Source organism: Bacillus sp. FSL K6-0069 (assembly GCF_038007785.1).
Lineage (GTDB): Bacteria > Bacillota > Bacilli > Bacillales > Bacillaceae_G > Bacillus_A > Bacillus_A mobilis.
In genome coordinates this window covers 4,651,399-4,665,935 of sequence record NZ_JBBOXN010000001.1, presented here as the reverse complement: position 1 = coordinate 4,665,935, position 14,537 = coordinate 4,651,399, and the positions used below count along the sequence as shown (strand labels likewise).

13 protein-coding genes are annotated in these 14,537 nt (G+C 38.6%); 8 read left to right on the top strand and 5 right to left on the bottom strand.

The window, feature by feature from the left end:
* Positions 1-4 precede the first annotated feature (4 nt).
* From glgD to glgP, 3 genes are all read left to right on the top strand, one after another.
* Positions 5-1,039, top strand: a complete 1,035-nt coding sequence (gene glgD, locus MHB74_RS24075) for a glucose-1-phosphate adenylyltransferase subunit GlgD (protein ID WP_000504142.1) — start codon at positions 5-7, stop codon at positions 1,037-1,039.
* A gap of 112 nt (positions 1,040-1,151) precedes the next feature.
* Positions 1,152-2,582, top strand: a complete 1,431-nt coding sequence (gene glgA / locus MHB74_RS24070; RefSeq protein WP_061679988.1) for a glycogen synthase GlgA — start codon at positions 1,152-1,154, stop codon at positions 2,580-2,582.
* Positions 2,583-2,600: 18 nt separating this feature from the next.
* A complete protein-coding gene (gene glgP, locus MHB74_RS24065; RefSeq protein WP_061679987.1) occupies positions 2,601-5,009 on the top strand; it encodes a glycogen phosphorylase in 2,409 nt (802 codons plus the stop codon).
* Positions 5,010-5,090: 81 nt separating this feature from the next.
* Here glgP and MHB74_RS24060 read toward each other — a convergent pair whose 3' ends face one another.
* The 3 genes from MHB74_RS24060 to MHB74_RS24050 all read right to left on the bottom strand — a co-directional run bounded on the left by MHB74_RS24060 (position 5,091) and on the right by MHB74_RS24050 (position 7,116).
* Positions 5,091-5,225: a hypothetical protein gene (locus tag MHB74_RS24060; RefSeq protein ID WP_000911073.1), complete on the bottom strand. Its 135-nt coding sequence runs from the start codon at positions 5,223-5,225 to the stop codon at positions 5,091-5,093.
* A 76-nt stretch (positions 5,226-5,301) separates the two neighbouring features.
* Positions 5,302-6,024: a lipase family protein gene (locus MHB74_RS24055; protein ID WP_001260119.1), complete on the bottom strand. Its 723-nt coding sequence runs from the start codon at positions 6,022-6,024 to the stop codon at positions 5,302-5,304.
* Between the two features lie 309 nt (positions 6,025-6,333).
* The gene (locus tag MHB74_RS24050; protein WP_061677621.1) at positions 6,334-7,116 is read right to left on the bottom strand and encodes a TIGR00266 family protein; all 783 of its coding nucleotides are present in this window, start codon (positions 7,114-7,116) and stop codon (positions 6,334-6,336) included.
* Between the two features lie 321 nt (positions 7,117-7,437).
* On the opposite strand from MHB74_RS24050, the gene cspD reads away from it, so the two are divergent.
* Entirely contained in the window at positions 7,438-7,638 is a 201-nt protein-coding gene (gene cspD, locus MHB74_RS24045; protein WP_001193053.1) for a cold-shock protein CspD, read from the top strand.
* Positions 7,639-7,682: 44 nt separating this feature from the next.
* Here cspD and MHB74_RS24040 read toward each other — a convergent pair whose 3' ends face one another.
* Positions 7,683-8,414, bottom strand: a complete 732-nt coding sequence (locus MHB74_RS24040) for a yteA family sporulation protein (RefSeq protein ID WP_061677620.1) — start codon at positions 8,412-8,414, stop codon at positions 7,683-7,685.
* 110 nt (positions 8,415-8,524) lie between these two features.
* The gene (locus tag MHB74_RS24035; RefSeq protein ID WP_000425753.1) at positions 8,525-9,478 is read right to left on the bottom strand and encodes a 1,4-dihydroxy-2-naphthoate polyprenyltransferase; all 954 of its coding nucleotides are present in this window, start codon (positions 9,476-9,478) and stop codon (positions 8,525-8,527) included.
* A 194-nt stretch (positions 9,479-9,672) separates the two neighbouring features.
* On the opposite strand from MHB74_RS24035, the gene MHB74_RS24030 reads away from it, so the two are divergent.
* The 4 genes from MHB74_RS24030 (at position 9,673) to menB (ending at position 14,516) form a co-directional block, all read left to right on the top strand.
* Positions 9,673-11,067 (top strand): isochorismate synthase, encoded by a 1,395-nt coding sequence (locus MHB74_RS24030; RefSeq protein WP_061677619.1) that lies wholly within the window; start codon positions 9,673-9,675, stop codon positions 11,065-11,067.
* Positions 11,064-12,818: a 2-succinyl-5-enolpyruvyl-6-hydroxy-3-cyclohexene-1-carboxylic-acid synthase gene (menD, locus tag MHB74_RS24025; RefSeq protein WP_061677618.1), complete on the top strand. Its 1,755-nt coding sequence runs from the start codon at positions 11,064-11,066 to the stop codon at positions 12,816-12,818. Before MHB74_RS24030 ends, menD begins: the two co-directional genes overlap by 4 nt.
* Entirely contained in the window at positions 12,815-13,627 is an 813-nt protein-coding gene (gene menH, locus MHB74_RS24020) for a 2-succinyl-6-hydroxy-2,4-cyclohexadiene-1-carboxylate synthase (RefSeq protein WP_061677613.1), read from the top strand. Before menD ends, menH begins: the two co-directional genes overlap by 4 nt.
* Positions 13,628-13,697: 70 nt before the next feature.
* Positions 13,698-14,516 (top strand): 1,4-dihydroxy-2-naphthoyl-CoA synthase, encoded by an 819-nt coding sequence (menB, locus tag MHB74_RS24015; protein WP_000963888.1) that lies wholly within the window; start codon positions 13,698-13,700, stop codon positions 14,514-14,516.
* Positions 14,517-14,537 lie beyond the last annotated feature (21 nt).

Genomic DNA, 14,537 nt, shown 5'->3' with positions numbered 1-14,537 from the left:
ATGAATGGGAGAAAAAATGTTAGGAATTATTAATGCAACGGGAAGTTTTCCTTCCTTAAAGAAAGTAACAGGGCATCGTTCACTAGCGGCGTTACCGTTTGGGGGCCGTTATCGACTCATTGATTTCATGCTTTCAAATATGGTGAATTCTAATATTCATAGTGTAGCAGTTTTTACAAGTCATAAAAACCGTTCACTAATGGACCATGTTGGTTCAGGAAAACAGTGGGATTTAGATAGAAAAAGAGACGGACTGTTTTTATTCCCGCCAAATTGCCAATGTGATCAAGATGAATTTGGTTCTTTTGCACATTTTAGAAGACATATTGATTATTTCTTAAGAGCTAGAGAAGAATACGTTGTTATTACGAATAGCCATCTCGTAACAGCATTGAATTTTCAGGCGGTGTTAGAGCGACATATACATACGGCAGCTGATATTACTGAAGTTTGCCATGAAGGGGTTTCGCTTCAAACGTACGTGTTAAAGAAACAATTATTGTTAGATTTATTTGAGACATATAAAGATGTGGAGCAATACAGTTTATTTGATGTAGTGAGAGAAAAGCGCGGGAAATCACTGCATATTGCTACGTATGAGCATACAGGATATGTAGCTATTATTGATTCGATTGAGAGTTACTATAAACATAGCTTAGAAATTTTGCAGCCTGCTATTTGGAAGCAATTATTTAAGAAAGAAGCACCGATCTTTACGAAAGTAAAAGATGAACCACCAACTCGTTACCTGAAGGGTGCAGCCGTGAAAAATACAATGATTGCAAACGGTAGTATTATCGAAGGTGAAGTAGAAAATAGTGTTATCTCCCGTTCTGTTAAAATTGGCAAAGGTTCAATTGTTCGTAATAGCATTATTATGCAGAAGAGCAAAATTGGAGATAACTGTATAATAGACGGTGTTATTATTGATAAAGACGTGAAAATTGGTGACGGTGTTGTACTAAAAGGAAACGCCGATGAGCCATATGTTGTAGAAAAAGGAAGCATTCAAAATAGTACGATTAATAGTTATTCTTAAAAGAATCAGTGGGGGGGTTCCTCCACTGATTAAAGCATTCATTCAAATGAAAACTCGAAGGGAGGAAGCTGCAAGGGAAGTAGTATAAGCTTTTCGTGCAGTGGGACAACAAGTGAATATTTTATTTGCAGTATCAGAATGTGTACCATTTGTTAAATCGGGAGGATTAGCTGATGTAGCAGGTGCGCTCCCAAAAGAGCTAAAAAAATTAGGCGTGGAAGTTCGCATTATACTTCCAAATTATAGTCTTATTCCGCAAAAATTAAGGGATGGATGTACGTTACATAAAGTAATTAATGTCCCGCTTGGGTGGAGAAATCAATATTGTGGAATTTTAAAAGGTGAGCAAGACGGGATTACGTATTACTTAATAGATAATGAATATTATTTTAAGAGAGATTCTCTATATGGTCATTATGATGACGGAGAGCGTTTTTCTTATTTTTCGAAAGCAGTTTTAGAGTGTATTCCTCATCTTGATTTCGAAGTGGATGTTCTTCATAGCCACGATTGGCATACAGCTATGGTGAATTTCTTATTACGTGAAAAGTATCAAGATAATCCATTATACGAGCATATTAAAACGGTATATACGATTCATAACTTGCAGTTCCAAGGTGTATTTCCTCCTGAAGTGATGTACGACTTGTTAGAACTTGGCGACGAATATTTCCATAGTGAGCAGCTAGAGTTTTATGGAAATGTGAACTTTATGAAGGGTGGAATTATCGCTTCTGATCAAATTACAGCGGTTAGCCCGACATACAAAGAGGAAATTCAATATGAGTTTTTCGGTGAGAAGTTAGATGGGTTGTTACGAAAAAATAATGGTAAGCTTAGCGGCATCGTAAATGGAATTGATACGAGCGTATATAATCCAGAAACGGATTCGTATATTACTGCTCAGTACGATGCGGAGTCATTAGAGGAAAAGAATGAAAATAAACGCGCCTTGCAGCGTTATTTTGGTTTGCCAGAAAAAGAAGATACACCAATTATTTCGATGGTAACGAGATTAACGAAGCAAAAAGGTCTTGATTTAGTACGTACTGTATTCCGCGAAATAATGGAGGAAGATGTACAATGTATTATTTTAGGATCAGGTGATTCGGAATATGAGCAATTCTTTGAATGGATGGCATATGAGTATCCTGAAAAGGTAAAAGTGTATATCGGATTTAATGAAGAATTAGCTCACCAAGTATATGCGGGAAGTGATTTATTCTTAATGCCATCACTATTTGAACCGTGTGGACTTGGACAACTTATCGCATTAGCGTACGGTACGATTCCGATTGTAAGAGAAACAGGCGGATTAAATGATACGGTACAATCTTATGATGAAGAAACTGGAGAAGGAAATGGTTTCAGTTTCACGAACTTTAATGCACATGACATGTTGCACACGGTTCGTCGGGCGATTGAATTTTATCATGATAAACCGGTATGGGAGCAGCTTGTAAAGCAAGCGATGACTGAAGATTATAGCTGGGAGAAATCAGCTCTTGCCTATAAGAAATTGTATAAAAGTCTCATGGAATAACATGTAGGTGGTGAAGAAATGTTTACTCATGTTGAAAGTTTCAAATCAGCTTTTCTAGAAAAGTTAGAGACGATGTATGGTAAAAGTTTCAAAGACTCTACAACTCGTGATCAATACAATACGCTTGGATACATGGTACGTGAGTATATGAATAGTCAATGGATTGCTACGAACGAAAGCTATCGATCTGGAGAGCGAAAGCAAATGTATTACTTATCCATTGAGTTTTTACTTGGGCGTTTGCTTGGAAGTAACATATTAAATTTAGGTATCAGGGATGTATGTGAGCAAGGACTTTCTGAGCTTGGTATTTCATTACAAGAATTAGAAGAGGTGGAAGCAGATGCAGGTCTTGGAAATGGTGGACTTGGACGATTAGCAGCCTGTTTCCTTGATTCACTTGCATCGTTAAACTTACCAGGTCATGGCTGTGGCATTCGTTACAAACACGGCTTATTTGATCAAAAAATTGTTGATGGTTATCAAGTTGAATTTCCAGAACAGTGGCTGCTTCATGAAAACGTATGGGAAGTAAGAAGGCATGATCAAGCTGTAGAAGTAAGTTATTTCGGCAATGTTGAACCACTATACATTGATGGACGTTTAGAGTTCAGGCATACGAATGCAGAAGTGATCATGGCAGTACCATATGACGTTCCGGTAGTAGGTTATGAGACGAGTACTGTAAACACACTTAGACTTTGGAATGCTGAACCAGTTCCTTTCCCGCAAAATTGCAAAGATATTTTGAAATATAAGCGTGAAACAGAAGCGGTATCGGAGTTTTTATATCCAGATGATACGCATGATGAGGGGAAAATACTTCGTTTGAAACAACAATATTTCCTCGTATCAGCAAGTTTGCAAAATATCGTTCGTTTGCATAGAGAAAGATATGGTGACCTTCGTCAATTGCATGAGAAAATTGCGATTCATATTAATGATACACACCCAGTTTTGGCGATTCCAGAACTGATGCGTATTTTATTAGATGAAGAAAAACTAGCATGGGAAGAAGCTTGGCACATAACGACGCAAACGATTTCTTATACGAATCATACGACGTTATCAGAAGCTCTTGAAAAGTGGCCAATTCACATTTTTAAACCGTTATTACCGAGAATTTATATGATTATTGAAGAGATTAATGAACGTTTCTGTCATGAACTTTGGGAACGTTATCCATATGAATGGCATCGTATTGAAGAGATGGCGATTATTGCACATGATCTTGTGAAAATGGCTCATTTAGCAATTGTCGGTAGCCATAGCGTTAATGGTGTAGCGAAAATTCATACGGAAATTTTAAAACAACGTGAAATGCGATTGTTTTATGAGTTTTATCCAAATAAGTTTAATAATAAAACGAATGGAATTGCTCATAGACGCTGGTTAATGAAGGCGAATCCGCAGCTGACGAACCTTATTTCAGAGGCGATTGGAACAGAGTGGAAGAAAGAACCGATTAAGCTTCAAGCGCTGCAATTAGTTCAACACGATGCGAGTTTCCAAGAGAAATTTGCAGAGGTAAAACAAGAGCGTAAAGAGATTTTAGCGGAGCGTATTCATAATAAAATGGGGATTACGATTGATCCTAATTCTATTTTTGATGTGCAAGTAAAAAGACTGCATGCTTACAAACGACAATTATTAAACGTTCTTCATATTTTATATTTGTATAATCGTTTGAAAGAGGATGCTAGTTTTACATTTTATCCGCGAACTTTTATTTTTGGAGCGAAAGCATCACCTGGCTATTACTATGCAAAAAAAATTATTAAATTAATTAATGAACTCGCAAGAAAAGTGAATAATGATCCGTACGTAAGCCAATATATGAAAGTTATCTTTCTAGAAAACTATCGAGTGTCTTTAGCAGAAGATATATTCCCAGCTGCGGATGTTAGTGAGCAAATTTCAACTGCGAGTAAAGAAGCATCAGGAACAGGTAATATGAAATTTATGATGAATGGTGCGATCACACTTGGAACGTTAGACGGTGCTAATGTTGAAATAAAAGACAGAGTCGGTGATGATAACTGTTTCATTTTCGGTTTAACGGCGGAAGAGGTTCTTCATTACTATCAAAATGGTGGCTATCGTGCAAGTGATTATTATCACCACAATATGCATATTAAAAAAGTAGTAGATCAGTTAACGAATGGTTTCTTTGCACATTCGGGAGCTGAATTTGAAGCGATTTACGATTCTCTCGTTATTCAAAATGATGAATACTTCGTTCTGCGAGATTTTGGTCCATATGCGGAAAGGCAAGAAGCTGTTGGTAGAGCTTATGAGAACCGAACGAAGTGGCTAGAAATGTCGATTTTAAATATTGCACAATCTGGTCATTTTGCGAGCGATCGAACGATTTTGCAGTATAGTAACGAGATTTGGGGTATTGGTAATGCGGTTACACAGTATTAAATGAAAGTCCCTTTTAAAAGAGGAATATAATCGCTTAAAAAACCGAGCTTAATCTCATTAAGCTCGGTTTTCCTTTTTTGCTTAAGAAAGAAATGGAATAGCGGTATAGATTATACCAGTTCCACCATATTCTCCTGTCGCAAAGTATGAAAATGTAAAGAAACCTGTAAACGTAAAAATTACAATGAGAAAAAGTGCAAAGATAAATTTTAGCATGTAAGGTCCCCTCATCCAAAAATAACTTCATATATTATTATAGTATAAGGATATTTAATTTCCAATTGTTTACTGGTTAAAAATGAGAAGTCAGACATGTTTTGTATGTTGTCATGGCATGATTATTTGTAATAGATTTTGTGTTTTTTGTAAATGTCATGTTGTGATGAACGTGTGCATATTCCCAGTCTTGGTCATTAAAATGGACATTGCGCGGAGGGAGAAGAGGAACGACATCAAATAAATTAACGAAGCGAAAGCTACTAGCTACTTGTAGTTTATAATAATTACGAAATGCAATATCGCCTACTTTTGGAGAGGCAAATGTATAAAGACCGTACTGTGCGAAGGCGGTGTTGATACGCGCATCGAGTATATGTAGTGTGGCGAGCGCGCCGCCTAGGCTATGACCTGTTGCAAGAAGTTTTTTATGGGCTGGAAGTGATACGAGCATATCCATAATAGAATCTCGGCAAGATTCATAAATGGAAAGAAAGCCGTTATGGACATTTCCGCTATTCAAAGCGTATGGGTATGGTTTTTGGTTAACGAGTGAATCGATAATCCAGTCTGTATCTGTTTGTGTCCCGCGAAAAGCTACAATAATCGTATCCTCAGATTCTAGTATGAATCCGAACCATTCTGTCGTTTGAATGGTTTTTCCTTGAAAGCCTTGTACATATTGAAAACCATCTGGTATTTCGAAAATCCCATTTTGTTTATATTGTTCATACGTTAACTCGCAACAAGAAGCTAACAATATGGCAGTATCTTTATCGAAGGATAAAGGAGTACGCATTAAGGAAGCCCTCCTTAAGAAAAGGTATAGTTCAATATATGCAGTGAGGGACTTGATTCATTCTTTCGAGGGAGTTTGAAAATTAGGCTTGAACCTTTATAAATATGAAGAAGAAGCGCGGCCGAATGAGGCTATGGAATTCAAAGTGGTTTATACAGTCCAAAAAAAAGATAGTTCTCCATGAGGGAGACTATCTCTTTTTTATTTTATCCCGCTTTAATGGGCAGTAAGACCCCCACCTCAAAATTCAGCGAAAGCAAAGAAGTTAGGTGGGGGATGAAGAAAGCCCCCACTGATTAAAGTTTCACTTTATTCTTTCCCATCTAAAAGACGTCCAAGTCCGCCTAAAACGCTGCCTTCACCGCTGTTTTGAGCTGCTGGGCTTGTAAGGCGTGCTGCTAAACGGCTAAGTGTTAAGGACTGAATCCAAACTGTTCCAGGTCCTTCTAACGTTGCGAAGAATAAACCTTCGCCGCCAAATAGAGCTGTTTTTACTTTTCCAACGAATTGAACATCGTAGTTAACGTCTTTTGTCATGGCTACGAGACACCCCGTATCAATGCGAAGTCTTTCGCCAGGTTTTAATTCACGCTTGTATACAGTTCCGCCTGCATGCATGAAAGCAAGTCCATCACCTTCAAGTTTCTGCATGATGAAACCTTCTCCACCGAAGAAACCAGTTCCGATTTTTTTCGTAAACTCGATTCCGATAGAAACGCCTTTTGCTGCACAAAGAAACGCATCTTTTTGGCAAACTACTTTTCCTTGATATTCTGTTAAATCTACAGGAACAATTTTACCAGGATAAGGAGCAGCAAAAGATACGTGGCGCTTGCCATGACCTGTATTTGTAAAGACAGTCATAAACATACTTTCGCCTGTAACAAGACGCTTACCAGCGCCCATTAATTTACCGAATAGACCACTAGATTGGCCAGACCCATCACCGAAGATTGTTTCCATTTCGATATGATCTTCCATCATCATCATTGCGCCAGCCTCTGCGATAACGCTTTCTTCTGGATCTAATTCAATTTCAACAAACTGCATATCATCGCCATATAATTTATACTCGATTTCATGTGCTTGCATTTTTTCACCTCATCATATGTAGTAATTATATTGTACCGAAATCAAAGAAATTAGAATACTGTAGATTTGTTAATTTTTAAATAAAAATAGAATGAAAATTTAAGGTTATACTAGGATTATAAAAAACGATGGATTGAAAGTGTTCTCATTTGACGTTTTTGATATAGCATGATATAGTGAAATCACTATTGAGCTACATAATGTGGTACGGAAATAAAGCACGTTGTATTAAAGGCTGTAAGCTTGTTATACATTCATGTCCTTTATATCCACCTTTTCATGTGGATTCATAGTTTCATTTTTATTTAGGAGGTACATGACATGCAAACAGGTAAAGTTAAATGGTTTAACGGCGAAAAAGGTTTTGGCTTCATCGAAGTTGAAGGCGGAGAAGACGTATTCGTACATTTCTCAGCTATCCAAGGCGAAGGCTTCAAAACTTTAGAAGAAGGTCAAGAAGTTTCTTTCGAAATCGTTGAAGGAAACCGCGGACCACAAGCAGCTAACGTTACAAAAAACTAATTAGCTAGCGATAAAAAGCATTCCGATTTTCGGAATGCTTTTTTTTATTCTTTGGAACTCGATTCATTTGAGGATAATTCGCCCTTAAAGGTACGCTCTTCAAAGTCATCAAGCATTTGTTCATATTCTTCATGTTCTTCTGTAGCGAAAACTTGCGGATTTTTTCCATACATGTCTGTTCCTATAAAATTTTCGAAATCCTCTACATACCCAACATTTTCCTCACTATTTACGTACATGCCATTATAGTTTTTTGAATCCTGTCTTTCTAAATCGGACGGTGTTTCGGATGTCCCGTAATTTGCGACATCTTGCCATGCATCTTCCGCATCGTATTCAACAGAATGATCTTCGTCGTGCTTGTGAAAAGAAGGAGCCAACACTTCTTCTTCAACTGGTCGCGTGTTCATATTTAATTTATTTGTAGTGTGCTGAATACACGTTGTAGCAGTTGGCATTGCCTCTAATCTTTCAAACGGAATTTCTTCGCCAGATACTTCGCAAATTCCATACGTACCTGCTTCAATTTTTTGCAGAGCATGTTTCGTATCTTCTAGCTGCTTATGCCAAAACTCGATGAGCCCGAAATCTTTTTCACGTTCGTACAATTCTGTAGCCATATCACCTGGATGATTGTCATAGCTAGATAATTCTCCAACAGAATCGCGTTCAGAAGCACGATCTGTATTCTCATGAGTTTGTATTGTTTGTTCAACTTCTAGCTGTTGTTTTTCTAAAATAGATTTAAATTGATTTATTTGTTGTGGAGTTAACATAGTCGTCCACCTTCCTACAATTCAGTTTCTTTACATAGTATGAGCGTTGCGAGTAGGAATTATGAGCTGAAATTGGTATATGAAAAAGGAGCCGCGTTAGCGGCTCCTTCTTATAGGAAATATCCAAGTAGTAATCCGATTCCCATTAAGAGACCGAAGATTGTATTTGTTTTTGCTGTTGCAATCATTGCAGGTACCATTTCCATTGGAATGCTTTTGCCGATAAAGCCTTTCGTCGCTTTAAATGCTTTCGGTGCACTTAAAAATACGATAAGCATCCATGGTGATACGATGCCCACGATAATTAAAGCAATTGTCCAAATGTAGGAAACGATGAACATAGAAGCAAGTACACCAACGGCTCTTTCACGTCCAACGAGAATTGCTAACGTTTTACGGCCATTTTCTTTATCGCCATCTAAGTCACGAATGTTATTAGCTAATAATATGGCGCCAATTAAAATGGAGCTTGGAATAGATAGTAAAATGACTTCTGATGTTACAGTTCCAGTTTGAATAAAGAATGAAATCCCGATAATAATGACACCCATAAATAGTCCGGCTGTTAACTCTCCAAATGGTGTATAGGCAATTGGAAGTGGACCGCCTGTATAAAGGTAAGCAACAGCCATACAAACAAGACCGATTGCAGCAAGCCACCAGCTAGAATTCATACAAATATAAACACCTAATAGTATTGCGATGCCGAAAAATCCAAATGCTAAGTTAAGCACTGTTTTTGGCTGAATGCCATCGCGGACGATAGCGCCGCCGATACCAACTGATCCTTCGTGATCAAGTCCTCTTTTATAATCAAAGTATTCATTAAACATGTTTGTTGCTGCTTGAATGAGAAGACAAGCAAGAAGCATCATAAGGAAAAGAGGGAGATGTATTTGATTTATGCCTCCGACCTGCATTGCATATGCTGTTCCGATGAAAACAGGAACGAAAGCTGCTGTTAATGTATGGGGACGTAGTAAACTCCACCAAATGCGCCAGCCTGTTTGCTTACTTGGCTTTGGCGCCGTAGGAGAGGAATTCGTTTCGACGTTCATTTCCATGTTGAATCCTCCTTTGGTCACATATTGTACACAACTAAGTGTAGAAAAAGCATCATTTAGTGTCAACGTTTATTTTCTAGGAAGAGAAGGTGAATTTCTCAGAATTGCTAAACGTTGACAGGCCTTTCGTTTGAGGTGTATCTTAAAATCAAGCGTAATTATGACTATTTTTCGCCCATAGGGGGGAGACAATTGTGATTCAAACGAAACAAGTAGGCTTGCAAGAAGTTCTTGCTGCAGCTATTAAGCGTGCAACTGATGAAAAAATATTGGTGAGCTTCGTAAAACAAATAGACTGGATGGATCCGCTTCTGTTTTATGCAGCAGGTAAAAGGATTGCATCCGAAAATAGATGTTATTTTGCAGACCCAGCTCAGCATGTAATATTTGCTGGAATTGGCTCTGTTTTCACTATAGCAACTGCTTCTCAAAAACGCTTTCAAACTACTCGTGACGAGTGGGATAAAGTAAAAGAGAAAGCATTTGTACAAAGAGAAAAATACGAATTTGGAACAGGTCCTCTTTTATTTGGTGGATTTTCATTTGATCAAGAAAAAGAGAAAACGGACTTATGGAAAGAATTTGATGATACGACATTTTCACTACCAGCATTTTTATTAACTGTAAAAAATGAAAAAGCATGGTTAACAATGAATACATTCGTTTCAGCAACAGATTGTGCAGAAACTCTTTATAATGAAATTGTTTCTTTAGAAGAGGAAATTTTACGATTGAGTAAATGTGCACTAGAAGGATCAAAATTAACAGTTACTTCTAAAGTAGAAGTAAATCCGAAAGGCTGGATGAAGGCCATTGAGAAAGTGCAAGATGAAATGAAGCAGGGGAACGTGCAGAAGGTTGTATTAGCGAGGGAGCTAAAAGTAGAAATGGATCATCATATTGATTCTGCTCTCGTTTTAGAAGCACTTCGCATAGGGCAACCAGATTGTTACGTATTTTCTTTTGATTATAAAGGAGCATGCTTCTTAGGAGCGACGCCAGAGAGATTAATTCGCAAAGAAGATGAGAAGTTTACTTCGATGTGTCTTGCAGGTTCAACTGGTCATGGGCAATCTATAGAAGAAAGTAAACGAAATAGTAATGCGCTTCTTCATGATGAAAAGAATTTAGCTGAACACGGTTATGTTGTGAACATGATCCGAGGAGTATTAAATGAGCACTGCGAATCTGTTAATATTCCGGAAAGTCCGGGCTTATTAACAACGAAAAACTTAATTCATTTATATACGCCTGTAGAGGCAAAAGGCGATGCGAGTCTTTTAACAATGGTAGAAGAATTACATCCAACACCAGCTCTTGGCGGGACACCCCGTTTGGAAGCGATGAAACTGATTCGTGATGTTGAATTGTTAGACAGAGGATTATATGGTGCACCGATTGGCTGGATAGATGATGAAGGAAATGGTGAATTTGCGGTTGCGCTTCGTTGCGGATTATTAAATGGCGAGAAAGCATCCTTATTTGCCGGTTGTGGGATTGTAATTGATTCAGTACCGCAACTTGAATATGAAGAAACAAGTTTGAAGTTTAGACCGATGCTTGGTGCTTTGGAGGAATTAATGAAATGAACAATCATATAGAAGCATTATCATATTATTTAGGCGCGTTCGTGGATGAACTGACGCGTCTAAATGTATGTGATGTTGTCATTAGTCCAGGCTCACGGTCAACGCCGATTGCTTTGCTAATGGAACAACATGAAGGAATGAACACATATTTACATGTAGATGAAAGATCAGCAGGATTTTTTGCGCTCGGTATTGCAAAAGCAAAAAAACGTCCTGTTGCATTATTATGTACGTCAGGAACGGCAGCAGCGAACTACTATCCAGCTGTATGTGAAGCTTTTCATTCGCGAGTGCCGCTCATCGTCTTAACAGCAGATAGACCACATGAATTAAGAGATGTCGGTGCACCACAAGCGATGAATCAAATTAATTTATACGGTACATTTGTGAAGCAATTTACAGAGATGGCACTTCCAGAAGCGAGTGAAGTGATGTATCATTACGCTCGCATGACGACGCAGCGCACGATAGCAAGCGCACTTCTAGCGCCGCAAGGACCTGTTCATCTTAATTTTCCAGTTCGCGAACCGCTTATCCCGGACTTTTCATTAGAAAGTTTATGGGATAAAGGACGCGGGGAATATACAGGAGTAGTTCAGCAAGGGAACGTGATGATGCCGAGTGAATATGTAGATTCTCTTGTAGGGCGCCTTTCACATATGGAAAAGGGGCTTATTATTTGTGGAGATGATAGTCATCCAGAAATCGCAGCGTTTGCAACGCAACTAGCTGAAAAAACGGGATATCCAATATTAGCAGATCCACTTTCTAACATTCGTAGCGGACACCACGATAAAACGATGGTAATCGATTGTTACGACACATTTTTACGAAATGAACTGTTAAAGGAAACATGGAAGCCAGAAGTTATGATTCGCTTTGGTGGTATGCCTGTTTCGAAAGCATTAACGCAGTTCATTAAAAAACAGACGAAAGCCGTTCATATCGTTGTTGAGGAATCTGGACAATGGAGAGATCCAGCTCTCGTTGCGACAGAAGTGGTTCAAGCGAGTGACATTGCATTTTGCAAGGCACTAATAGAAAAAATGCCAGTTATGAAAAAGAATGATTGGTCCCTAATGTGGCAACATATAAACGAAAAAACGAAGGAAACGCTTCGTGAAATGGAAACATATGATACTGCATTTGAAGGGAAAGTTATTACGGATATCGTCCGTGTATTACCAGAAGGGGCAACGTTATTTGCGAGTAATAGTATGCCAATTCGTGATACAGATTCATTCTTCTTCACATCGGACAAAAATATTCAAGTGATGGCAAACCGTGGTGTAAATGGGATTGATGGAATCATTTCGACAGCTTTAGGAGCGAGCATTATTTGTGATCCGCTCGTATTAGTTATTGGTGATTTATCATTTTATCACGATTTAAACGGATTATTAGCCGCAAAATTACATGAATTAAATATAACGATTGTTGTCGTAAATAATGACGGTGGCGGTATTTTCTCATTCTTACCACAGTATGAGAAAAAGGAACACTTCGAATCATTATTTGGTACTCCAATTGGGCTTGATTATGAGCATGTTGTCAAAATGTATGGTGGTTCATTTAGCCGTGTAAATGGTTGGGAGCAATTCCGAGAAGAGGTACAAAAAGGAACAAGGGCGGAAGGTTTACACGTTGTAGAAATTTGTACGAACCGTGATGAAAACTTAACGTTGCACCGTGAATTATGGGCAAAAACGCAGGACGTAATTACTACATCGTTGCAAGGTGAATCAAAATGAACGTAACGCTGCAAGGTGTATCGTATGAATATGAAGTAGTTGGAAGCGGAGAACCACTTCTACTTCTTCATGGTTTTACGGGAAGCATGGAAACGTGGCGTTCTTTCGTTCCTTCTTGGAGCGAGCAATTTCAAGTCATTTTAGTAGACATTGTTGGGCACGGAAAAACGGAAAGTCCTGAAGATGTGACTCATTATGATATTCGAAATGTAGCATTGCAAATGAAAGAACTACTAGATTACCTTCATATTGAAAAAGCGCACATACTTGGCTATTCAATGGGCGGTAGACTGGCGATTACGATGGCGTGTTTATATCCAGAGTATGTACATTCTCTTTTATTAGAAAATTGTACAGCCGGACTCAAAAGTGAAGAGGACAGAAAAGAACGCCGTGAAAAAGATGAGCGACTTGCCAATGAAATTGAGCGAGAAGGCATCAATAGTTTTGTATCAATGTGGGAAAATATTCCGCTGTTTGAAACGCAAAAAAGTTTAGCACAAAACGTACAAGAAGCAGTGCGAAAAGAAAGACTTGCTAACGATCCAAAAGGACTTGCAAATAGCTTGCGCGGCATGGGAACAGGGGCTCAGCCTTCATGGTGGAACGAGCTGCAAAACTTAAAAATACCTGTTCTTTTAATGAACGGGGCACATGATGAAAAGTTCTTTCGCATATTAAAAAACATCGAAAAATGCGTCTCTGACGCGAAATTTGTCAAAATTGATGGTGCTGGCCATGCAATTCATGTGGAACAACCGGAAAAGTTTGATACAATAGTAAAGGGATTTCTAAAAACTATGCAGTGATGCTTTTTTTCATCTAAGAAGGAAGCCACACTTATAGAGGAGATCAGAAATATACAAGGAGGTAGTTGTAATGGCTATTGAATGGGTAAAAGAAGGCAATTACGAAGATATTATTTATTCAACATACAATGGTATCGCAAAGATTTCGATTAACCGTCCTGAAGTACATAACGCATTCCGTCCTAAAACGGTAATGGAGTTAATCAACGCTTTTGCACACGCTCGTGATGATGCAAATGTTGGCGTTATCATTTTAACAGGTGAAGGTGGACGTGCATTCTGTTCTGGCGGCGACCAAAAAGTTCGCGGTCATGGTGGATATGTAGGTGACGACCAAATCCCTCGTTTAAATGTATTAGACTTACAACGTCTAATTCGCGCAATTCCTAAACCAGTTATCGCAATGGTAGCAGGTTATGCAATCGGTGGTGGACACGTACTTCATATCGTATGTGACTTAACAATCGCTGCAGACAACGCTGTATTCGGACAAACAGGTCCTAAAGTAGGAAGCTTTGACGGTGGATACGGAGCTGGTTACTTAGCTCGTATGGTAGGCCACAAGAAAGCTCGCGAAATTTGGTACCTATGTCGTCAATACAGCGCACAAGAAGCGCTTGATATGGGCTTAGTAAACACAGTAGTACCATTAGAAGAGCTTGAAGCAGAAACAGTACAATGGGCACAAGAAATCTTAGCAAACAGCCCAATGGCACTTCGTTTCCTAAAAGCTGCATTCAACGCAGACACAGACGGTCTAGCTGGTATTCAACAACTAGCTGGAGATGCAACGTTATTGTACTACACAACTGACGAAGCAAAAGAAGGTCGCGACGCGTTCAAAGAAAAACGCAGTCCGGACTTCGGTCAATTCCCTCGTTTCCCGTGATCAAAAGCGGAAGCAGCTCGT